A 22,935-nucleotide genomic window follows, 5' to 3' on the forward strand; every position below is an offset into this window, starting at 1 on the left:
CAGGTAAAGTGTGCGCAACATTAACGGATTCCTTAAGAATATGAACAAAACGATTATTCAGACCACCAACTTGATCAAAACTATCCCCCAAGCGGGGCGTGAATTGCAAATTCTCCGAGGCGTAAGCCTTGCTATTGACACCGGCGAGTCGGTTGCGATTACCGGGTTGTCGGGTTCGGGCAAAAGCACGTTACTGGGTTTGCTGGCGGGTTTGGATTTGCCGACCAGTGGCACGGTCATGTTATTTGGGCAAAACCTTGACGGTTTGGATGAAGACCAGCGAGCGGCGTTGCGGCTGGGGCGGGTCGGGTTTGTGTTTCAGGCGTTTCATTTATTGGAAAATTTGACGGCGTTGGAAAATGTGATGTTGCCATTGGAATTGGGGTCGGCTGGGAATGCGCGTGTGCAGTTGGCAACGGAAGCCTTGCAGCAAGTGGGCTTGGGTGAGCGTTTGAGCCATTACCCGAACCAGCTTTCAGGCGGGGAGCAGCAACGGGTGGCGTTGGCACGGGCGTTTGTGACCCGCCCGCAAATTTTGTTCGCGGATGAGCCAACCGGTAATCTTGACCGCGCCACGGGGCATGAAATCAGTGAATTGCTGTTTGCGTTGCAGGAAAAATTCCAGACGACCTTGGTTCTGGTGACGCACGATGACACGCTGGCGGCACGTTGCCAGCGGCATTATCGGATGGAAGAGGGGACGCTGGTATGAAGTTGCTGTTTCAACATTGGCAACAACGCTGGCGGATGCCGGAGTTGCGTTTGTTATTGCTGGCATTGGTGGTGTCGGTGACGGTGGTGACATCGGTGGGCTTTTTCACCAGTCGGGTGGAAAACGCAATGCAAGCGCAAGCACGCCAACTGTTGGGCGGCGATTTGGTGCTGACATCGGCACGTCCCTTGGACAAAGCTTATGTGCAACAGGCGCAGGCGCTGGGTTTGGAAACGGCGGAAACCGTGAGTTTCCCCAGCATGGCATCCATCGGTGAGAAGTTGCAATTGACGCAATTGAAAGCGGTTTCCAGCGCTTACCCTTTGCGGGGCGATTTGAAAACGGCGGATGCACCGGATGCGGTTGAAGTGCTTTCCACCGGACGTGTGCCTGCAAAGGGCGAAATTTGGGCGGAAGCGCGGTTGTTTGCGGAATTGGGCGTGCAGCCGGGGGCAACGGTAACGTTGGGGCGCAGCACATTCACGCTGACGCGGGTATTGACGCAAGAGCCGGATCGTAGCAGCAATTTGTTTCAGCTTGCGCCGGTGGTGTTGATGAATCTGGAGGATTTGCCCGCGACGCAATTGTTGTCGCCTGCAAGTCGGGCGCGTTTCAATCAGTTGTTTGCGGGTGATCTTAAGCGGATCAAACAGTTGCAGCAGGAGCTTGAACCGCAATTGAAGCCGACGGAGCGGGTGCGCACCTTGGATGAAGATTTGGCATCGGTGCAGCAAACCTTGCAACGTTCTGGGCGTTTCTTGGGGTTGGCGGCATTATTGAGCGTGGTGTTGGCGGGGGCGGCGGTAGTGCTGACCTCGGCGAGTTTGATGCGGCGTGAATTGCCTGCGGTGGCGGTGTTGAAAGCGATGGGCGTGTCGCGGCGGCAAGTGTTGGTGGATCATGCGTTTTCGTTATTGTTGACGGCGTTGCTCGCAGCCGCGATTGGGGTGACGTTGGGATTGCTGTTGCAGTTTGGGTTGGCGGAATGGTTGAGCCGTTTTGTGGGTAAGGAATTGCCTGCACCGAGTGCCATGCCTGCGTTGAGCGGCTTATTGACGGCGGTGGTGTTGCTGCTGGGGTTTGCGTTACCGCCATTGTTGCGTTTGGTGAATACCTCGCCGATGCAGATTTTGCAGGGTGCATTGCAAGGAACGCAGCAATCAACTTGGTTGGTGGTGGTGTGTTTGGTGTTGGCGGTGTTTGGCTTGTTGTGGTTGCAAGCGCGGGATGTGCTGCTGGCGGGATTATTGCTGGTGGGGCTGATCGTTGGGATTGGTTTGTTTGCGGCATTGGCGGGAGCAGGTTTGCGCTTGGTACAGCAGGTGGGGAAACGTGCCGGTTGGGGGTGGTTGCCTGCGTTGGGGCGTTCCAAACGGGCGGTGTTGTTGGTGGTGGTGTTTGCCACGGGCTTGTTTGCGTTGCTGTTGTTGACCACGGTGCGTACCGATTTGCTGAATCGGTGGGAGCAAACCTTGCCTGCGGATGCACCGGATCATTTCCTGATTAATATCCAACCGGCGGAAGCCGCGCCGCTGCAACGCTTCTTGAACGAACGTGGCGTGAAAACGGTACTGTACCCGATGATTCGCGGGCGTTTGGTGGAAATCAACGGCAAACCCATGAAGCCGGACGATTATTCCGAACAGCGGGCGCAGCGGTTGTTGGAACGCGAATTTAACCTGTCATCGTTTGCAGCATTTCCGGCGAGCAATGCCTTGTTGGAAGGGCAGTGGTTTGACGGCAAGCAGGGCGGTTTGTCGATTGAGCAAGGCATTGGTGAAACGCTCAAGTTTGGCATGGGCGACAAACTGACGTTTGATATTGCCGGGCAACGGCTGAGCGATACCGTGACCAGTGTGCGCGAAGTGCGTTGGGACAGTATGCAGCCGAATTTCTTTGTGGTCGCGGCACCGGGAACGGTGGATGCATTGCCGCAAACCTTGATTACCAGCATCCATTTGGGTGAGCAAAAACCGTTGGTGACGGCGCTGATTCGTGAATTTCCCAGCGTGACCGCGATTGATATTGGTGCGGTGGTGGGCGAAGTGCGTTCTTTGGTGAATCAGGTGAGTTTGGCGGTGCAGGGAATTTTTGTGTTCACCCTGATTGCTGGCGTGGTGGTGTTGGTCGCGGCGTTGCAATCCCAACAGGCGGAGCGGCGGCGCGAATTGGCGATCCTCAAATCCTTGGGGGCAGGGCGGGCATTGTTGCAACGGCGCATTTGGAGTGAGTTTTTATTGCTGGGCGCATTGGCGGGGGCGTTGGCAGGGTTGCTGGCGTTAACGGCGGGGAATGTGTTGGCGTATTATTTGTTTGATTTGGATTTGCGTTTGAATGTATTGCCGCTACTGATTGGAACAGTGCTGGGCAGTCTGTTAGTGGGCGTGGCGGGGTATTGGAATTTACGCAGTTTGCTGAATGTATTGCCGCTGTCTCTGCTAAAAGCGTGAGGGGAAATGGTGCGATTGTCGTCTCGTGTTCGTCTGCTGTCTGGAATACTGCTACACTTTGCAAATACATAAAAAATAAGAGTGGACACAGCGAACATGGCTACCGACGAAGCGCAGATTTCCAACCATCGGTTTATTCCCCTGTCACCCAGCAAGGCGCGTGACTGGATTGCCGCCTTGCCATTAACCGACCCCGGTGAAACCACGCGGCGCATTTTTCACGGTCTGGTGGATTTGAACCGGCGGGCGCTGCCTGCAATGGCACGGTTGCAAATCAGTGAAATGTTACGCCCAGCGGTTGATGTAGCGCTGGAGGCGTTGCAGCGTCATCTGGAAGCACGTGCCTTTCCATTAACGTTGAAAAGTCAGAAGATTTTCGAGCTGACGCAATCGTTGATGCTGGAATTTGCGGGGTCGTATCAGGTTGCGGCGCTGGATATGATGACCAAAAAAGAGGGCAATAAAAAAGCCCTGCAACTGGCAATTTATCGAGCGCTGGATTTCATGGGTAAAGTGCTATTGCTTACCTGTTCGGTCTATGTGCGCACTCGCGAAACCTTGTGGCATGACATTCATCACCTCTATTTGCTGGCGGTTGAAAATGAGGTGGAAAAAATCGCGTTGCGGGATGCTGTTCCCGGTGCTCCGACGATTGAAACCCGTTACACCCAGATGAATTTGTTGGCGCTGGCTAAACCCTATTGCTTGCGGCAGGGCGAAGTGGCGCGTTTGGTGCAGTATTTCACGCAATACACGCATCTGGTGACGATTGCGCGGGAGACTACTGGGGAACAGGTGGGTGCGTATGTTCATGCTGCGATTCTCAACAGCGATGAACCGGCAGTGATGATGTTGTCGAGTGATTTGCCGCATTCCCCGACCGTGCGGGTGCTGAATTTGAGCGCGTTGGTGGCGCAGATGGATGCGCATATTCGCGAGCTGGAGGCGAAGGGTGTACCCGCGATGATGCTTCAGGATGGCTTGAGTCGCAATCTGGCGAAACGGGTGATTTATCACCTGACGGCGGTACAGAATCGCAGTTATAACCGCTTTCCAAAAAATGCGCAGATTGGCATGGTCACGCGGATGCCTGACGTGTTATCGGTGATTCGCCGTGCGCAGAAAACCGAGGTGAGTGAAGATGCGGAAGCCGAAGACATGTTGTTCAATGTGTTCATGGCCAGCGATTACGAAGACGAGGGTGAGGCACGCAAAGCGGTGATTCAGCGCGTGGCGGAGGATGAGGGGGCGTGTATCCAAACCTGGCGCGTGATGAATACCAGCGTGGGCGGTTACGGTTTGCGCTGGGAAGGCAAGGAAGTGTCGGGCGCACGGGTTGGCGAAATTGTAGCATTGCGCGATCTCGGTGATGACAGTTCGGTGTGGATGATTGGGGTGATTAAGTGGATGGAATTTGTCGCTACCAAAGGTTTGTGCTGTGGCGTTGAATTGTTGTCGACCAAAATCATGGAAGTATCGGTGTTGCAAGTGCTGAACCGTCAGGTGACGCAAAAAATGCCGGTGGAAGGCTTGATGTTGCCCAGTATTGAGGGCGTGCGGCCTGACCCTGCGTTGATTTTGCCCGCGTATATCTTCCAAGCCAGCGATGAAATTCGGCTGGAATTTGCCGAGCGTGAAGAGCGGGTGCGTTTGGTGTTGCTGGATGAGTGTTTGGGGGCGTTTGCTTATTTTCGCTTTACCACGTTGGCGGATAAGACCTTGGAAGAAGATGAGGACGACTTTACGTCATTGTGGCAGTCGCTTTAAACCGTCCGCTATGCAGTTCATCCCCTAGTCATACTCGATAATCGGTCTTTATGTAGGTTTGGCCGGAGGTGATGCGTATCTTCTGTGGTATGAGAAAGCAGAAGATACATTGTGTTGTCATTGATCAGGATGTGGAAGTAACGGCATCGTTAGATGCGGCGTTGCGCCACTCTGATGTGCTGCTGGAGCTGAAACAGGTGACATCGGTGCAGCAACTGATCCCCGTGTTGCAGGAGCTTCAGCCGCACTTGTTATTTTGCCCGCATGAAAAAACCAAACCGGCGACGGATTTGCTGGAAACTTTGCAGCGTTATTCGCCCGATACGCTGCTGGTGTGGGTGGCACGGGATGAATGGCAAGGTTTGACGACCTGGTTGATGGGGGTTGAATCTTGCATTCTGCCGCTGAATGATTTGGAATATTTCTCCCAATACATTGATTTTTTGCTGCGTTATTCCGCGATTAAACAAGATTTTCGTGACTGCAAACATTTGCTGGGGGTGGCGGAGTTACGTTGTCATTGGTTGGTGGATTATTCGTGGGAAGCGATTGCGTATATTTCTCAGGGAATGCATTTGTATGCGAATAACGCTTATGTGACTTTATTTGGGTTTGAAAGCATGGCGGAAGTGCGTTCCATGCCAGTAGCGCATTTGGTGGATACCCCGGAGCGCAAAACCTTTGAGGCCATGAGTAAGGCGGCGGATGTCGGTAGCAAGCCTTCCAACCGCTTACTGATTACCTTGCGCACCTTGGATGGTGAGCGGATGCGGGCAGAAATCCGCTTCATTCCTGCGGTGCTGAAAGGCAAGCGTTGCACGCAGTTACACGTGCGCCCACTGGAACGCAATATGCTGAAAGGTGTGTCGTTGCGTAAACAAGATAACCCTTGGGAGGCGACTGAGCAGCGCTTGCAACATGCGCCTGCGCCCCGCGTTGCGCCCGCCGAAGTCTCCGTAGCATCACCGAGAGCCGTTGCGCCGCTGGTGCCGCCAACCGTGGCGGGAATGAAAATGGTGTTCCACAAACTTCAACGTATGAAGGAAAACTTGCCCAGCATTTATTTGGCAGAACCCGAATTTCAGCAAAAAGCACAGCAATTGAACTATGCCGCGCTAGTCAAACAATTAGGCAATGGTGGCGGGCGTTCCCGGCTGGATTACTGGAATCTTGGGCAAGTGGTGTTGCGTTTGTCATCTCAGGGGCATGAAAAGCCCAGTTATCTGGTTTTTGTGTCCGTAGGCGGTGCAATTCTGAATAATGAAACCGAGCTAAAACGGGTCGTCGAGTTGTTGAATGCTGCGCCGGATGCGGCAAAACGCATTGTATTGGCATTCCCCTATCAGGATTGCATGGCACACCTCGCGCAACTGGGCAAAGTCATTAAGTTGTTGAAAGCACTTGGTGTACGGTTGGCGATTGATGGCCTGCCAGATTCACCCCAAGCGCTGAAATTTACCCAAGTGGTGAAACCCGTTTTGGTACGTGTGGATGTTGGTTTGGTGAATGAGAGTATTCGCAGTACTAATACTGAGCGGTTGCAACGCTTGATTTATCAATTAGCCGATAGCCGCTGCAAGGTGATCATTCCGTGTGTTCAGGATAAGCAATTTCTTAGAGTGGCTTATTCCACCGCTGCCGCTTATGTACAAGGTGGCGCAATGACATAACTCATCCGTAACAATGACTAAAATAGTAAGCGAGCGTCGTAATGTCTGTGAACGCTTTCCGGGCTGCCCTGGTCGTAGAGGGCGAATACATGGCTGCTTGGCAGTACCAAATGTTGGAGCGTTTACTCGCATCCGGTGGTGTGCGTTTGGTCATGGTTGTGTTTCGCCAGCCCGTTGCCTTGACGCTGTTGCAGCGTATTAATGCCGCTTTATTGAATACGCTGCATTATATTGACGGTAAGTTGTTCAAATGCCCGGTAGCGGCACAACAACCCACCAGTTTTTTGAATTTGTTGGGGGATGTGAACGTGTGTGATGCGGGTGGCAAGCGTTACCACACTTTACTTGCACAGCAAGCGCTGGATGTGGTGATTGATTTGAGTGCGCAAGCACCGTTGCCTGAATTGATTGGTGCGGCTAAATACGGTGTATGGCGGCACTTTTTCGGTCAGGCATTTGAGCGTTCCGACCGTTACACCGGCATACGTGAATACGTGAATCAGCAAGCAGAAATTCTGTCAGGGATTGAGCGTTGGACGGCTGGTAACACGGCTCCAGCGTATATTTTTGCTGCCACGACTAGCAGCGATGGTGCATCCATTAACCGTGGGGTTGAGCGCACCTTGTGGAAAATGGTGGATTTTCTGCCCCAGCGCCTGCAAGAACTGCTGACTCTTGGGGAAAAAACGTTCTTCGAGAACGTTACAGCGCGTATGCAGCCATTAGCCTTGGCCCCACCCGCGAAGTCAGTCAGCCTTGGGGCGGTAACAACGCTGCAAGTGTTGTGGCGTTACCTCTGCAATTTCCTCAATAAATTGTTCATTTCCCTGTTTCGCGCAGAACAATGGATTTTGCTCAGCAAAGCCACTGGTCAGGTGACAGAGGCGGGTGCATTGGAACAATTTCGTAAATGGCTGCCGCCGCGTGATCGCTTTTGGGCTGACCCGTTTGTGGTGGAGTATGGCGGTGAGCAATACGTGTTTTTCGAGGAATTGATTTACGCACGGGGCATTGGGCATTTGGCTTGTGTGCGCTTGAATGCCGACGGTTCGCATACTGAACCCGTGACTATTTTGGAAAAGCCTTACCACCTGTCGTATCCGTTTGTGTTTCAGCATCAGGGTAACTATTACATGATTCCTGAAACGGCGGGCAATCACACGGTGGAGGTTTACCGTTGCGAAGCCTTTCCGCACCGTTGGGTGTTTGAGAAGAACCTGATGACAGGCGTGGAAGCTTACGATGCGACCTTAATGGAATACGATGGGCGTTGGTGGCTGTTTGCGAGTATGCGCCACGATCAACGCTGTTCGCCCAGTGAAGCCTTGTATTTGTTTCATGCTGATGACCCTTTGAGCACGCAATGGCAAGCGCATCCGCAAAATCCGGTGGTGGCGAGTGCGGCACGAGCGCGTCCGGCGGGGCGTATTTTTAACGCAGCAGGGCAGTGGTATCGACCGTCACAAAATTGCGCGGGAACTTACGGGCGTGGTTTGAATATTAATCGGATTCAGCAACTGGATGTGAATACCTACCGCGAACAATTGGTCAGTGCTTATCTTCCCGATGGGCAACACGATATGAACGGAATGCATACCTTGGGCGTGAGTTCGCCGGTATCGGTGGCGGATGCGGTGCATGTGCATCGTCGTTTGGGGATCGTGGATCGTTGGGTGGTGAAGTTAAACCGTTTTTTTAGCCAACCGCTGGTGATCAGTTCATGACGGCACGCAGAAAAATCGCTTTAGTGGTTTACTCGTTGGGCATGGGGGGCGCAGAAAAAGTGGTGTCCGACTTGTCGTTCCAGTTTGCTAAGCAGCATGATGTGACGTTGATTTTGTTCGATGGTGGTCGTCGGTATTACCCGTATGCCGGTGAATTAATTGACATTCAATGTCCTTCTAAAGTGGGCTTTTTGCCTAAATTATTTAACTTTTTAGATCGTGCCAGTCAGCTCCGGCGTATTTTCAAAGTGAGGCGTTTTGATACGATCATCAGCGTAATGGAACACGCTAATTTTCCTTCTATATTGGCGAGTCGCCAAACCATTGCGGCGAATCATTGTAACCCTGAACGCAATTTCACCCGGTTTGATTGGTTGTTTGCGCGGTGGTTGTATCCGCGTGCGAAAAAAGTGATTGCGGTTTCCAGAGAAGGAATGCGTATTTTCCAGCAACACTTGGGTTTGCAAAATATTGATTGTTTGTATAACCCGGTGAATTTGTATCGCATCCGTGAATTGGCGACGGAACGTCCGGCTGTTAGCGTGAATGGCGCTTATATTGTGGCGGCAGGGCGCTTGAGTCCTGAAAAAAACTTCCCCAGTTTGTTAGAAGCTTACGCACATTCACAGGCTTCGCAAACGTTCAAGCTATTGATTTTAGGCGAGGGTTCAGAGCGGGCGAGCTTGGAACAACACATTAAGCGCTTAGGGTTGGAAGCGCAGGTGTTGATGCCGGGATTTATGCGCAACCCTTATCCGTATATTGCGCAGGCGCGGTGTTTGGTGCTGTCGAGTTTGCACGAAGGTTTTCCGGTGATTTTGATTGAAGCGTTGGGGCTGGGGCGTCCGGTGATTTCTACCAATTGTGAAACCGGGCCGCGTGAGATTATCCGTGATGGTGAAAATGGTTTGTTAGTGCCGACAAATGATCCGCAAGCACTGGCAATCGCCTTGGATCGGGTTTGTCTCGATGCAGATTTACATCAACATTTTCAACAACATGCCGCTCCTTCAGTGGAGTATCTGGATATTGAAAAGGTAGCAGAGCAATGGCTGGCACTCTGAAATCTTGGTACGGCTACGTGTGGCTGGCATTGGGATTGAGTGCTTGTTCCCCTGAGCCGTCAGTGCCGGATTTGCAGGTGAAAGCGATTGGCGTGTTGGAACGTTTTGCGCCGTTCGAGCCAGTGGTGGGGTCGGATAGCGTGGCGATTCTCGCTGCCCGTAATGAGTACGAAGGTTTCCAGTTTGTCATTACGGCGGGGCAAACGGGAGCGAAGAATGTGCGGGTGAACCTGTTGCCATTACGCAATGCAACGGGTGATGTAATTGATAAGGTGGAGTTTTTTCGGGAGCGTTATGTGAAAGTCAGTACGCCATCCTCGCATTCGCCGTATGCACCGCAGTCATGGCCGGATATTTTATTGCCAGCAGCAAATCCTTCTCCTGACGTGACGAGCGCGTATCGGGCATTCCCACAGAATCTGAGTGCGGGTGAAAATTTGCCGGTGTGGGTGGATGTGCATGTGCCTGCTGATACCAAGCCGGGGGTGTACAACGCAAACGTGACAGTGAGTGCGGATGGGGTGGCATCAGTCGAATTGCCGGTGCAATTGACGGTGTGGAATTTTACCTTGCCTGCGCGTTCGCCGTTGCGCACGGTGTTTGGCACGAATGGCTACCGGGTGGCGGAGATTTATGGGTTTGAGCGCACGGGTGAAGCGGCAGCGGATAACCGTTTGATTCGCGCTTACAACGATTTCATGCTGGATCATTATTTATCGCCGGAAAGTTTGTGGGATGCCTCCCCCGAAGTCGATGCGGATGGTAAACCCGATTTTCAGCGTGAATTTGCGGGGTTGGGGACAGTGACAGAAAACATGCGTCATTACATGCAGGACAAGCACGCTACGGCGTATACCTATGTGTTTGCGGACAGTTACCCGTTTGCCGATCCCTTGGGTAAAGACCGCGATAAGGCGCAGCGTTTTATGCGGGAATATGCCGGTTGGTGTGCGGCACACGCGGGCGCAGAGCGGTGTTATACCGACCCTTCGTTTGTGGATGAGCCGGATACCCGTGAAGCGTATGCGTATGCGCGGCGCTGGGGTGAGTTTTTCGATGAGATGCGCTTGCCAACAGGTGAAAAAATTCGCTATCAGGTCAGTGAGCCGCCGTTAAATGAAGACCTTGCTTTGGGTTCGTTAACCGGGGCAGTGGATGTGTGGATTCCGAAGTTCTACGATTTGTGGCGCGATGTGGATCATTTGGGCAAAAATGTCACGGCACAGCGGCTGGATGCAGGTGAAGAAGTGTGGGCATACACGGCTTTGGTGCTGGATTTCAAAGCGTATCAGCAAGTGAATCCGCGTGCGGATGTGTTAAAAGGCAATTATCCTCCCGTGTGGCAATTGGATTTTCCGGCGATTAATTACCGGATTCCAACCTGGTTGTTTCACCGTTACGGGGTGACGGGTTTGGGCTATTGGGATACGTTGGCATGGGCGGAAAATACCGATATTTGGCAGGATGCGGCGAGTTTCATCAGCGATAATCCGCCAGGGATCGTTTTCAATGGGGATGGTTTGTTGGTGTACCCCGCGAAACAGGCGCAAACGGGGGTTGACGCGCCGTTCGCGTCGTTGCGGCTGAAATGGATTCGTGCGTCGGTGGAAGATTATATGTACATCGACTTGCTGTTGCAGGCCGGTGAAACCGAATTTGTGAATCAGCAATTGGGGCGTATTGCGCGTCATTTCGGCGATTGGGATAACCAGCCTGCGTTATTAATGCAAGTCAGGCAGGCGTTGGGCGAGCGTTTGGCAAGCTTATGAATCATGTACATAACGCGGCGGTATTTTTCATGATGGTGTTGGTATTCGCTTTGCCTACCGATGGTGCGGTGGAAGTGGCGGGTATGTCGCTGGTGAAAATCGCGGGGTTAATGGCGTTTGGTTTGACGGCGCTGTTGTTGATGATGGGCAATGGCCTTCATGCGCTGCGGGTATTTCACACGGCAGTGTTGTTGTATGTGGCGTGGGTGATGTTGTCGTATACCTGGTCGGAAATGCCCGTTCCTTATGAAACCACGCAAGCGGTGAGCAGTGATCAAGCGTTAAAAAGCAATCTGTATATTTTGATGATCAGTTTATTGCTATTTCAATTGGTCACAACTGTGCAGGATGTAAACAAGCTGTATATCGCTTTGGTATTGGGATCGTTTTGGTTGGTGTATTTGATGGTCAAAGATTACCAAATCACCGCGAATACGGTACGCCATGAAATCAAGCAGTTCGATGCGAATGAAGTTTCGGTTAAATTAGCGATGGTGATACCGTTGGCGATTTATTTGCTGACACAGATCAAAGCGTGGTGGTGGCGTTTGTTGGGGGGGCTGTATTTGCCTGCGGCGGCGTTTACGATTTTGATCACGGGGTCGCGCACGGGGGCGGTGATTATGGTGTTGGGATTCGCCGGATTTTTGCCGACGATTTTGCGGGCGGGTGTGTTGGGGAAAGCCGCTAGTGGGCTGGTGATGGTGGTGGCGTTGATTGCAGTGGCGAATGTGATTCCGCAAAAAACCATTGAGCGCATTTTTTCTACCGGCAAAGAAATTTCCAGCGGTACTTTGAATGAGCGCAGCGTAATATGGGCGAATGCGTATGAGGAATGGGAAGAAAGCCCGCTTTACGGTCATGGTTTAGGCTCTTTCCGGCGCATTATCAACCCGTACAATGTCGACTATACGGCGCATAACAGTTTCGTGGCGATTACGGCTGAGCAGGGCATTGTCGGTGTGGTGTTGTACCTGACAGTGATCGGCATTGCGCTGAGTTTGGCGTGGCGCTTGCCGGGCGATGAACGTTGGCTGTTACTGTTGATGCTATTGGTGGTGGTGATTGGGCAAATGTCCCTGACGCTGCAAGACCGGATGTATATTTGGTTCACTTATACCCTGACTGCACTGAATTTTTATATTAAAAATAACGCAGCTAATGCGAAATATTCCAATAAGGTATCACCGGCAACATGAAAAAGATCGCTATTGTCATTGCTGAACTGGCTGCGCCGGGTGGTGCGGAAAAGGTCGCGGTGGATCTGGCGGAGGAGTTTCGGCAGCGTAATTACGAGGTCACGGTGATTAAGTTTGCGCGGTTGCCGCCTGAGATTACGCGCTACGAGTTGCCGGTACGGATGATTAATTTGGATATTCCCGAACGCCAAGGTGGGCTGTTTACCCAGATTAGTTTGTTGTTGCAACGCGCTTGGCAATTCCGTCAGTTATTTCAACGTGAAAAGTTTGATCATATCTTTTCGTTTTTGGAAGCGGCGAATGTGCCGTGTGCACTGGCTTGCTCGGATGCCGTGCTTTCCATCCACCTTGACCCTGGCACTATGACTCGCAGCGAATGGCTGGCGTTTCGCTGGTTGTATCCGCGTGCGAAACGGGTGATCGCGGTGTCACGGCAAATGCAGAATTTACTGGAAAAACAGGCGCATTTACGCAATGTGAATTGCATTTATAACCCGGTGAATACGCGGCTGATTCGTGAAAAATCGCAGGAAACCCTCGGATTTGAAGGGCGTTTTATCCTTGGGGTCGGGCGTTTGGAAAAGCAAAAGCGGTTTGATTTACTGATTGAAGCGTTCGCCCGCAGCAAGGCACAACAAGCCTGTAAATTGTTGATTGTGGGGCGTGGTTCGCAACAAGCATTGCTGGAGCAGAAAATTAAAATGTTGGGCATGGAAGCGCGGGTGATTTTGGTGGGGTTTGATGCGAACCCTTACAAATACATGGCGAAAGCGGAATTTCAGGTGATGAGTAGCGATTATGAAGGCTATCCGCTGGTATTGATTGAAGCGTTGTCCTTGGGCTGTCCGATTGTGTCGACCGACTGCCCGACGGGGCCGCGTGAAATTATTCGTCACGGCGAGAACGGTTTGTTGGTGGAAAAAGGCAATGTGGCGGCACTGGCAGCGGGGATTGATGAGCTGTTTTTTGATGATAATAAGCGCGAACGGTTGCGGCAACAGGCGCAGGAATCCGTGCGGGCGAATGATATTGTGGCGGTGGCGGATGCGTGGTTAGCCGCATGAGAGCGTTACACCGTGTACGTTAAACACAGCTTGATTTATTTGTTGGCAAAATTGGCTCCGGCGTTGGCGAGTTTCGTGGTGTTGGCGGCGTATACGCGCTGGATGTCGGCTGAGGAGTACGGGATCTTTACCACCATTTTGGTGGTGGCATCGAGTGTCAGTTTGTTTGCGTTTGGCTGGCTGTACGTCGGCATTATGCGTTTTTGGGATAAGCAGGAATTGAATGCTGGGGCGGTTGAACATTTAATCAGTGTATCGGTGTTGGTGATTGCGTTACTGGTGGGCGTGCTGGCGGCATTGTTTGCGTGGTTGACTGGGCAGGTTGCGGTGGCGGCAGGCTTTTTTCTGGTATTTTTGAGTTCAGCATTTTATGAGGCGTATCAGCGCATTAATTCCATTACCTTGAAAGTGAATCACTATTTGTGGGCAGAAGTTGGGCGTACTGTATTAACGATGGGCAGCGGATTGCTGTTGGTGTGGCTGGGGTATGCGTGGCTGGGTGCGATTGGCGGCGTGGTGCTGGGAGTCTTGCTGGTATTGGTATTGTCGGGGGCGTTGTGGCGGCATTTTCGACCTGCTTGGCGTGAATTGGATCGTGGGGTGCTTAAAGCGTTGTTGGTCTACGGTTTGCCGTTAAGTTTGTCGTTTGTATTGTTGGAAATTATCCATGCGTCTGATCGGGTGATGGTGGGTTGGTTGTTGGGGTATGCGCAGGCGGGGGAATACGCGGTGGCGTATAATTTGCCGTTTCAGATTTTAATGATGTTGACCAGTTCGCTGAATTTAGCGGCGTATCCGCTGGTGATTCGTACCTTGGAACAAGCGGGGCGTGAGCAGGCAGAGGCACGGCTTCAACAGTATTTTGTGTTGTTGATGGGGGTGTCGATTCCAGCGATTTTGGGTTTGTTGGGGATTGCTGAGGCGTTTATTCCATTGTTGGTGGGTGTTGAGTTTGTACCCTCTTCGCTGCGTTTATTGCCGTGGATTGGCTTGGCGATTTTGGCGAATTGCACCTACTTGTTCTACGTGTCGCTGGCGTTTCAATTGGCGGAATACACCGCCGGTGCGGTCAAAGTGGTGGGTGCGGCAGCCGTGGTGAATGTGTTGCTGAACTTGATACTGATTCCTGAATACGGTTTGTTGGGGGCGGTGTTGGCGTCGCTGGCGGCTTACCTGATTTGCGTGGTGTATGGCTATTACCTTGGCAGGCAATATTTCGCGTTAAATATTCCCGTGTTGGACATCGGAAAAATTTTGCTGGCAGCGGTGGGGATGTACGCGCTGATGGAGCAGATACCTGTTTTAGCCGTGCATAATGCGTATGTGGTGGTGTTAAAAATCCTGTTGGGGATGGCAAGCTACGCGATTTTGGTGTGGTTGTTGGATATTGGTCAGGTGCGGCAATTAATCAAAGCGAGGTTCACATGGGCAACACGATGCTCTACATCATCACCTCGCTGAGTGTCGGCGGGGCGCAAAAAGCCTTGTTGAATTTGGCGAGTTCCGACTTCAGCCGCGATTATGCGCCGGTGGTGATTGCGTTGGTGGAAGTCGAGGGTGTGCAGCAACAGTTTGCCGCAGCGGGGATTCCGGTGCATGTCTTGGGGATAAACCGGCTGGCGAAGTTACCTTGGTTGTTACCGCGTTTGTTTGGTTTGGTGCGGAAAATCAAGCCGCAAGTGATTCATGGCTGGATGCACCACGGTAATCTATTCGCGACGCTGGCATGGTGGTTCGCGGGTTGCCGCCCGGTATTGCTGTGGGGAATGCACCATACCCCGGAAAAAGCGACCTTGGAGCGAGCGCAACATGCGTTGGTACTCAAAGCAGGGCGCTGGCTGTCACGTTTTCCACATCACATTGTGTACGTGTCACGCAGGAGTATGCAGCGTCATGCGGAATTGGGTTATGCCATGCAGCACGCGCAAGTGATTGCCAATGGCATTCCGTTGGGCAGTAACCGTGAACAGGCTGAGCATTGCGTGAGTGTGCGTCAGGAATTAGGCATTCCGGCAAATGCGCAGTTGATTGGTAGCCTGACCCGTTACGTGCCGGAAAAAGATATTCCGAACTTGTTAAATGCGATCCGCCTTTATCAAGACAGTGGTGAGGATGTGCATTTTTTATTAGCGGGTGAGGGGATGGATGCCCACAATCCAGCGCTGCAACCGTTGCTGACGGCATTGCCTGATCGTGCGAAGGTGCATTTGCTGGGGGTGCGGACTGATGCGCAACGTTTGATTGCTGCGTTGGATATTGCCACCTTGTCTTCACAGCGCGAGGCATTCCCACTATTTTTGGCAGAAGCGATGGCACTGGGTGTGCCTTGTGTGGCAACCGATGTGGGCGATATTGCCGAATTTGTGGCAGATACCGGAAAGATTGTACCCGTGGCTGATGCCGTAGCCTTAGCAAACGCTTGGTCAAGCGTGTTGCATCAAGTGCCTGAACAGCGCGAATGCTTAGGGCAACAAGCGCGACAACGGGTCGCCGCGCGTTACAGTTTGGATGCTGTTATCCAGTCATACCGGCAACTGCTAGGCACAATGCCTAACACTTACTCGGTTTCCAGCGCGTAAGGCAATTCTAAAACGTTGACCTTGTATTCACCCAAGTGCAATGGTTTGTTGGCTTCCGCAATTTTCATCACCGCCAAAGCTTCGACGTAACCATCAGGATTAAGGGTGGCATTGAGAATCGTGCCTGCCTCTGCGTCCGCATCGCTGGCAAGGTTAGCGCCGATGGCGGGGACATTAACGCAATGTGGAATGCCAATCCGGTACATCTGGCGTTTGCTTTTGCCCAGATATTTGAGACGGGCGACAATTTCCTGACCGGGGAAACAACCTTTGGTGAAGCTGACACCGTTGATCAGGTGCATATTCAACATTTGCGGAACCCATGCTTCGCTGCTGACTTGCGTTACCATTGGCACGCCGGACATAACGTTGAAATATTCCCAACTGCTGCGCCCGACGCAAGCGGCGTTAACGTTGAGGCGTTCCCACAGTTTTCGGGCTTCATCCAATTCGCCTAAAATCTTGAAGCGCGGAATTGGCGCCGGTTGACGCATAATCGTCAGGCTATTGATTTGCAAGGTTTCATAAGCTTGAGCGGGTGCTTTGCCAAGGATTTCTTGCAAACGCTTATCACCGTCAGGGGCAGCGAATCCAAAATGTACCAAGCTGGCACTGGCATCTTCGAGCGCCACTTTGGAGCGCATCACGTACATACGCAGGCGCTTGAGGATGGGTTCGAGCAAATCACGCGCTACGCTAAGGTAGTAAATGCCTTGGCGCTTGGTAATAAAAAACGTCGCTAATGCCCGCCCTTTGGGGGTGCAATACGCACTCAGTTGGGATTGGGTGTCGCTGACTTGGTTAATGTCGTTGGTCAACTGCCCTTGTAAAAATGCGGTGGCATCTTCACCGCTGACACTGATTAGACCGAAATGCGCGAGGTCACAAAGAATCGCGCCTTGTGGCGGGATGCGGCGTTCGCGTTCGGGATTACCAAAGGAGATGAGTGAATCGCCTGCGAATTCTGCCCCGTGATCAATAAGAAAGTTTTTCCAGTCTGCTTTCATGACGGCTCCTTTAGTTGGTGGTGGTTAAAGAAACCCCTCCCCAGCCCTCTCCTTATCAGGGAAGGGAGCAAGAGGGGGTTTCCCCTTATTTCTTTTCTTCGGGTTTAGCTTCTGTCGCGGCAGGCGCTGCATCGGCGGCTGGTTTGGCCGCTTCTGCTGGTAGCGTGACTTTGATGTCTGCTTTGGCTTTTAACTCGTCCATGTAAGCCAGCATTTTTTTCTGCTGGTATTCACGTTCGATTTGCGGTTTCAGGGTTTCCATTTCGGGTGGTTTGACGTCACGACGTTCTTCCAGCTTGATGACGTGCCAGCCGAATTCGGTTTGCACGGGTTCTTTGGTAATGGTGCCGGGTTCCATTTTGGCAACTGCTTCAGCAAACGCTTTGACCATGGTGCTGGCTTTGAACCAGCCTAAATCGCCGCCTTGGGTGGAAGAGGGGCCGTCGGAAGATTTCTTAGCCAAATCAGCAAAATCGACTTTGTTTTCCAGTTCTTTGATGATGCCTTCGGCTTCTTCCTTGGTTTTCATCAGGATGTGGCGGGCTTTGTACTCCACTTTGTCGCCGCTGGTGCGCTCTTCGTAGCCTTTTTTCAGCTCATCTTCGCTGGGTTTGAAAGAAGCCGCTTTTTCTTGTGTCCAAGTATTTAGGATCAGGCGATCGGTGGCATCTTTGATTTTGTCTTTGATTTCTTGACGATCCGCCAACCCCGCTTTGTTCGCCTCTTGGCGTGCCAATTCAGTGATAATCAGGTCATCGAGGATGGATTTGGTATCAACTTGTGCGCCCGGCATTCCACCAGCCACCATCTTGACGACAGTGTCCAAGGTTTCTTGGGTAATGTCAGTGCCGTTAACGGTTGCGACCACTTTTTTGTCATCCGCATACAAGCTTGTTGCCATCAGTGTTAAGCCAACCAGCCCGGTTGCGATCATTGTAGTTTTGTTAAAACGCATGGTAAGTATCGTCCTCTATCGTCGTTGATTTACGGTAAAACTTTTTTGAACGGTTTGACGGTGACACGCTGGTAAACGCCTGCTGCCACATAAGGGTCAGCGTCTGCCCAGCGTTGTGCCGCGTCGAGTGAGTCGAATTCAGCAATAATTACGCTGCCACTGAAGCCCGCTTCACCCGGATCGTTACTGTCAATCGCGGGGTTGGGGCCTGCGAGTAGCAGATGGCCTGCATCCCGTAACGCATGAAGCCGTTCCAGATGCGCTGGGCGGGCGGCAAGCCGTTGCGCCAGACTGTGTTCAATATCGTCGCCAATAATGACATATAACATAAGTGTCGTGTCCTTAACGTTTGGTAACTATTTGGTGGTATTTTCGGGTGTTTCAAGCGCGTGTTTTTGCAGGTAGAACACTTGCGCAATAATAAACGCGAAGGTCAGCCCTAAAACGCCGAACAGTTTGAAATCCACCCAAATTTCTTCACTGAAAGCGTAAGCCACAATCAAGTTCAGCACGCCGATGAATACGAAAAAGCCTACCCACAGCCGATTGGTCGTAATCCAAACAGCGGCGGGAACTTGAATCGCGCTCGACATCATGCGCTCCGTCAGGGTTTTACGAGCGCCAATGTATTGACTCAGCAAGAAGGCCAGTGCGAAACCCCAGTTGATAATACTGACTTTCCACTTGATAAAAATGGGGTCTTTGAGGAACAAGGTAAGTGTGCCAAACACAATCAGGATGGCTAATGTGATCAAATGCATCCGCTCAAAGCGGCGGTGTAAAGCAAAATACAGGGCGTTTTGTACGATAGTCGCCAAAATGATCACCAGCGTCGCCAATAAGATGGCATCTTTCGGCTCAGTCTGGTTAAGTGTCATCAGCGGTAACTGATTGGCAGCGGCAATCCACGCAGGCGGCAGTTCGGCAAAGAACTTATACGCCAGAAAGAAGAGTGCAACCGGGAAAAAGTCAAACAAGAATTTCATACGTATTGGTATAATCGATTAAAGTTAACCATTCTAAACGATAATTGTACAATGAGTCAGTATTTTCAAATTCATCCAGAAAACCCTCAGACGCGCCTAATTCGCCAAGCGGTAACGATTATCCGCGACGGTGGCGTGGTGGTATTTCCAACCGATTCCAGTTATGCCATTGGTTGTCATTTGGGCGATAAAGCCGCAATGGAGCGTGTGCAACGCATCCGCAAGCTGGATAATAAGCACAATTTCACCCTAATTTGTCGGGATTTGTCAGAAATATCGCTCTACGGTCAAGTGGATAATATGAATTACCGCCTGATTAAATCTTTGACACCGGGACCTTACACCTTCATTCTACAAGCGACCCGCGAAGTGCCGCGCCGCTTGCAGAACCCTAAGCGCAAAACTATCGGGGTGCGCGTGCCGGATCACATTGTGACGCAGACTTTGTTGCAAGAACTGAATGAGCCGTTAATGTCCAGCACCTTGATGTTACCCGGCGATGATTTGCCGATGATCGACCCTTACCAAATTCGATTGTCGTTGGAACATCAAGTCGATTTGATCATTGACGGCGGTTTCTGCGGGCACGAACCCACCACCGTGGTGGATTTAATGGAAGCCCGCCCCGTGATCTTGCGCGAAGGCAAGGGCAATATTGATTGGCTGGTGGAGCATTAAATATGGAAGGTATGGATATAGGTTATGTCATTCGCTTGATCGTAGCGGGCGCCATCCCGGTGTTGTTTGCGATTACCTTGCACGAAGTGGCGCACGGTTGGGTTGCCAATAAGCTCGGCGATAGCACCGCGAAAATGCTGGGGCGTTTAACGATTAATCCTCTCAAACACATTGACCCCGTGGGTACAGTGGCATTACCACTGGGCATGTTACTGGTGTCGATGCTAACCATGGGGCAACCGTTCGCCTTTGGTTGGGCAAAACCGATTCCGGTAAATACGCGCAACCTCCGTAACCCGCGCCGCGATATGGCGATTGTGGCAGTGGCTGGCCCGCTGTCTAATTTACTCATGGCGCTGTTTTGGGTGCTGATGATGCCGGTATTTATGGCGTTGATACCGGATGATAATATTGCTGACGGTTTTATCACCATGGCGCAAATTGGCTTGGTGTTTAATTTGGTGCTGCTGGTGCTGAATTTATTGCCGATACCGCCGTTGGACGGGGGGCGCGTGTTAGCAGGTTTGGTGCCGCGCAATATCGCCGATGTGCTGGATAAAATTGAACCTTACGGTTTTCCGATTCTGCTTGTTTTGTTGTTTTTGGGCGTGCTGGATCGAATTATCGGGCCAATTATTGGTACACTGCACAGCCTGCTTATCTCCATTATTTGATCAAAAAAAGGTTTGTTGTGAGTACTACACCTTCGCAAAATCAACGTGTCGTTTCTGGGATGCGTCCGACGGGCTTGTTACATCTGGGGCATTATCACGGTGTCTTGAAAAATTGGGTTGAGATGCAACTCAATTACGAGTGCTTCTTTTTTGTGGCGGACTGGCACGCGCTAACCACCCATTATGAAACGCCGGGCAGTATTTCCCAGCACGTCGAAGACATGGCGATTGATTGGTTGGCAGCGGGTATTAGCCCCAGTTCTGCGACGATTTTTACCCAGTCACACGTGCCGGAACACGCAGAATTACACCTGCTATTGTCGATGATTACCCCGCTGGGTTGGTTGGAGCGCGTGCCTACCTATAAAGACCAACAGGAAAAACTCAAGGAGCGTGATCTCGCTACCTACGGTTTTCTTGGCTACCCGCTGTTGCAGTCGGCTGACATTCTTATCTACAAAGCCGACCGTGTGCCGGTGGGCGAAGATCAGGTGGCGCACATTGAATTAACGCGCGAAGTCGCGCGGCGTTTCAACCATTTGTACGGGCGTGAACCGGATTTTGAGCAAAAAGCCGAACAAGCCGCTAATAAAATGGGCAAGAAACAGGCGAAAATGTACCGTGATTTGCGTCGTCAATATCAGGAACAAGGCGATGGCGAAGCCTTGAATGTCGGGCGGGCATTATTGGAATCGCAGCAAAACTTGTCACTGGGTGATCGCGAGCGTTTGTTCGGTTACTTGGAAGGTTCTGGCAAAATCATCCTGCCAGAACCGCAAGCGTCGTTGACCAAAGCGTCTAAAATGCCGGGGCTGGATGGGCAAAAAATGTCGAAGTCGTACAACAATACGATTGCCTTGCGTGAATCCCCGGAAAGTGTGGATAAGAAAATCCGTACCATGCCGACCGACCCGGCACGCGGGCGACGTACTGACCCCGGCGATCCGGCAAAGTGTCCGGTGTGGCAATTCCATGAGGTGTATTCGGATGACGCCACCAAGCAATGGGTGCAGGAAGGTTGCCGCAGTGCCGGAATCGGTTGTCTCGAATGCAAGCAGCCGGTGATTACGGCCGTGCAAACCGAGCTTGCCCCGATTCAACGCCGTGCGGCCGAATTCGAGCAAGACCGGGGGCGGGTGCGTGCCATTTTGCGTGAAGGCGCAGAGTCGGCGCGTCAAGTGGCGCGTGAAACCTTGGCAGATGTGATGGAAGCACTGCATTTCACCCATCACCTCTAATGAGTGCCATTCAGCGGGAAATGCCCTTCGCGGTGGTGCGTGGCGAGCAAGTGATCGCCATGCCAGAGGATTTGTACATTCCCCCCGATGCGTTGGAAGTGTTTTTGGATGCGTTTGAAGGGCCGCTGGATTTATTATTGTATTTGATTCGGCGGCAGCACTTCGACATTTGCGATATTCCGGTGGCGGCTATTACTGAGCAATACGTTGCTTATGTGGAGTTGATGCAAGCCTTCAAGCTTGATCTGGCGGCTGAATATTTGCTGATGGCGGCGATGTTGGCAGAAATCAAGTCACGTTTATTATTGCCCCGCCAAGTGGTGGTTGAGGAAGAAGATGATCCGCGTGCGCAATTAATGCGCCAGTTGCAGGAATACGAACAGTGCAGACAAGCCGCAGCGGATTTGGATACGTTGCCGCGTTTGGAACGTAATCATTGGGTGGTGCAAACCGTTGCGGATTTTCCGAAAGTGCCACGCCCGCCGCCCGAAGCGTCATTGCGTGAATTATTGCTGGCATTTCAGGGCGTTTTGCAACGTGCGGATATGTTCACGCATCACGAAATTCGGCGCGAACATTTGTCGATCCGCGAGCGCATGACGTTGATACTGGCGGCATTGCAGACGCAACAATTTGTGCCGTTTGAGCAGTTGTTTCGGGTGGAAGAGGGCAGACGTGGCGTGGTGGTGACATTGATGGCGGTGTTGGAATTGCTCAAAGCGCACTTGATTGATGTCACGCAAGGTGATGAAGCGTATGCGCGGCTCTATATCCGTGCGGCGACGGCGGTGATGTAATGGCGTTGAGCACGATTTTGCAAGCCATTTTGCTGACCGCCGACCAGCCATTGTCATTGGAACAATTGGAACACTATTTTTTGCCGGAAGAAGGCATTTCGCGGGGCGCGATTCGGAGCGCGTTACACACTTTGCAAATAGCGAGTGCTGGGCAAAGCTTTGAACTTAAGGAAACGGCAAGCGGGTTTCGCTTGCAAACTCGCGTCGAATTTCAGCCTTGGGTGCAACGCCATCATGATGAACGCCCGCAAAAATATTCCCGTGCGTTTTTAGAAACACTCGCGCTGATTGCTTGGCGGCAACCGATTACCCGTGCCGAAATTGAAGAGGTGCGCGGCGTGGCGGTGAATGCCAATGTGATTAAAACCTTGTTGGAACGCGATTGGGTGAGGGTTATTGGGCATAAAGAAGTCCCCGGTAGACCGGAAATGTTGGGGACTACCCGTCACTTTCTGGATTATTTCAACCTCAAATCATTGGATGAATTGCCGAGTTTGGCGGACATGCAAACGCTTGACGTGGATAAGTTACAACTGGAGTTGTTGGGATAATTGACCGGCAGGGGCGGTTTCGCCATAGTCGAGTTTTAATCACTGGCGGAG

20 protein-coding genes are annotated in these 22,935 nt (G+C 51.9%); 16 read left to right on the forward strand and 4 right to left on the reverse strand.

What is annotated here, in order from left to right:
* The first annotated feature begins 40 nt into the window (after window positions 1-40).
* The 11 genes from L3K52_09715 to L3K52_09765 all read left to right on the forward strand — a co-directional run bounded on the left by L3K52_09715 (window position 41) and on the right by L3K52_09765 (window position 15,998).
* Window positions 41-712 (forward strand): ATP-binding cassette domain-containing protein, encoded by a 672-nt coding sequence (locus tag L3K52_09715; GenBank protein UOG90486.1) that lies wholly within the window; start codon window positions 41-43, stop codon window positions 710-712.
* Entirely contained in the window at window positions 709-3,162 is a 2,454-nt protein-coding gene (locus L3K52_09720; GenBank protein ID UOG90487.1) for an FtsX-like permease family protein, read from the forward strand. The genes L3K52_09715 and L3K52_09720 overlap by 4 nt, the downstream gene beginning before the upstream one ends.
* Before the next feature lie 96 nt (window positions 3,163-3,258).
* Complete coding sequence (locus L3K52_09725) at window positions 3,259-4,929, forward strand: hypothetical protein (protein UOG90488.1); 1,671 nt, start codon at window positions 3,259-3,261, stop codon at window positions 4,927-4,929.
* 89 nt (window positions 4,930-5,018) lie between these two features.
* On the forward strand, window positions 5,019-6,599 hold the full coding sequence (locus tag L3K52_09730) for an EAL domain-containing protein (protein ID UOG90489.1): 1,581 nt from the start codon (window positions 5,019-5,021) through the stop codon (window positions 6,597-6,599).
* A gap of 89 nt (window positions 6,600-6,688) precedes the next feature.
* Complete coding sequence (locus L3K52_09735) at window positions 6,689-8,323, forward strand: hypothetical protein (protein ID UOG90490.1); 1,635 nt, start codon at window positions 6,689-6,691, stop codon at window positions 8,321-8,323.
* Window positions 8,320-9,387: a glycosyltransferase gene (locus L3K52_09740; GenBank protein UOG90491.1), complete on the forward strand. Its 1,068-nt coding sequence runs from the start codon at window positions 8,320-8,322 to the stop codon at window positions 9,385-9,387. The genes L3K52_09735 and L3K52_09740 overlap by 4 nt, the downstream gene beginning before the upstream one ends.
* Window positions 9,372-11,156, forward strand: a complete 1,785-nt coding sequence (locus L3K52_09745; GenBank protein ID UOG90492.1) for a DUF4091 domain-containing protein — start codon at window positions 9,372-9,374, stop codon at window positions 11,154-11,156. The genes L3K52_09740 and L3K52_09745 overlap by 16 nt, the downstream gene beginning before the upstream one ends.
* Window positions 11,153-12,355: an O-antigen ligase family protein gene (locus L3K52_09750; GenBank protein UOG90493.1), complete on the forward strand. Its 1,203-nt coding sequence runs from the start codon at window positions 11,153-11,155 to the stop codon at window positions 12,353-12,355. Before L3K52_09745 ends, L3K52_09750 begins: the two co-directional genes overlap by 4 nt.
* The gene (locus tag L3K52_09755) at window positions 12,352-13,419 is read left to right on the forward strand and encodes a glycosyltransferase (GenBank protein UOG90494.1); all 1,068 of its coding nucleotides are present in this window, start codon (window positions 12,352-12,354) and stop codon (window positions 13,417-13,419) included. The genes L3K52_09750 and L3K52_09755 overlap by 4 nt, the downstream gene beginning before the upstream one ends.
* A gap of 12 nt (window positions 13,420-13,431) precedes the next feature.
* Entirely contained in the window at window positions 13,432-14,880 is a 1,449-nt protein-coding gene (locus tag L3K52_09760) for an oligosaccharide flippase family protein (protein UOG90495.1), read from the forward strand.
* Complete coding sequence (locus tag L3K52_09765) at window positions 14,844-15,998, forward strand: glycosyltransferase (protein ID UOG90496.1); 1,155 nt, start codon at window positions 14,844-14,846, stop codon at window positions 15,996-15,998. The genes L3K52_09760 and L3K52_09765 overlap by 37 nt, the downstream gene beginning before the upstream one ends.
* On the opposite strand, the gene L3K52_09770 is transcribed toward L3K52_09765, so the two are convergent.
* The 4 genes from L3K52_09770 to L3K52_09785 form a co-directional block, all read right to left on the reverse strand.
* Window positions 15,977-17,005, reverse strand: a complete 1,029-nt coding sequence (locus L3K52_09770) for a folate-binding protein (GenBank protein UOG90497.1) — start codon at window positions 17,003-17,005, stop codon at window positions 15,977-15,979. The two genes, L3K52_09765 and L3K52_09770, sit on opposite strands and share 22 nt — an antisense overlap.
* Before the next feature lie 85 nt (window positions 17,006-17,090).
* Entirely contained in the window at window positions 17,091-17,960 is an 870-nt protein-coding gene (locus tag L3K52_09775) for a peptidylprolyl isomerase (protein UOG90498.1), read from the reverse strand.
* A 29-nt stretch (window positions 17,961-17,989) separates the two neighbouring features.
* Complete coding sequence (locus L3K52_09780; protein UOG90499.1) at window positions 17,990-18,289, reverse strand: YciI family protein; 300 nt, start codon at window positions 18,287-18,289, stop codon at window positions 17,990-17,992.
* Between the two features lie 27 nt (window positions 18,290-18,316).
* Window positions 18,317-18,946, reverse strand: coding sequence for a septation protein A (locus L3K52_09785; protein ID UOG90500.1), 630 nt, complete (start codon window positions 18,944-18,946; stop codon window positions 18,317-18,319).
* Between the two features lie 51 nt (window positions 18,947-18,997).
* Here L3K52_09785 and L3K52_09790 point away from each other — a divergent pair, with 51 nt between their 5' ends.
* Genes L3K52_09790 through scpB form a run of 5 tightly spaced genes read left to right on the forward strand, consistent with a single transcriptional unit; the run spans window position 18,998 to window position 22,884 of the window.
* Window positions 18,998-19,624 (forward strand): threonylcarbamoyl-AMP synthase, encoded by a 627-nt coding sequence (locus L3K52_09790; GenBank protein ID UOG90501.1) that lies wholly within the window; start codon window positions 18,998-19,000, stop codon window positions 19,622-19,624.
* Window positions 19,625-19,626: 2 nt separating this feature from the next.
* Entirely contained in the window at window positions 19,627-20,298 is a 672-nt protein-coding gene (locus L3K52_09795) for a site-2 protease family protein (GenBank protein UOG90502.1), read from the forward strand.
* A gap of 59 nt (window positions 20,299-20,357) precedes the next feature.
* Window positions 20,358-21,536 carry a tryptophan--tRNA ligase gene (locus L3K52_09800; GenBank protein UOG93990.1) on the forward strand — a complete coding sequence of 393 codons (1,179 nt, stop codon included), beginning with the start codon at window positions 20,358-20,360 and terminating at the stop codon, window positions 21,534-21,536.
* Window positions 21,536-22,333 (forward strand): segregation/condensation protein A, encoded by a 798-nt coding sequence (locus L3K52_09805; GenBank protein UOG90503.1) that lies wholly within the window; start codon window positions 21,536-21,538, stop codon window positions 22,331-22,333. Before L3K52_09800 ends, L3K52_09805 begins: the two co-directional genes overlap by 1 nt.
* Complete coding sequence (gene scpB / locus L3K52_09810) at window positions 22,333-22,884, forward strand: SMC-Scp complex subunit ScpB (GenBank protein UOG90504.1); 552 nt, start codon at window positions 22,333-22,335, stop codon at window positions 22,882-22,884. Before L3K52_09805 ends, scpB begins: the two co-directional genes overlap by 1 nt.
* Window positions 22,885-22,935 lie beyond the last annotated feature (51 nt).

The organism is Candidatus Thiothrix sulfatifontis, from assembly GCA_022828425.1.
GTDB classification, from domain to species: Bacteria; Pseudomonadota; Gammaproteobacteria; order Thiotrichales; family Thiotrichaceae; genus Thiothrix; species Thiothrix sulfatifontis.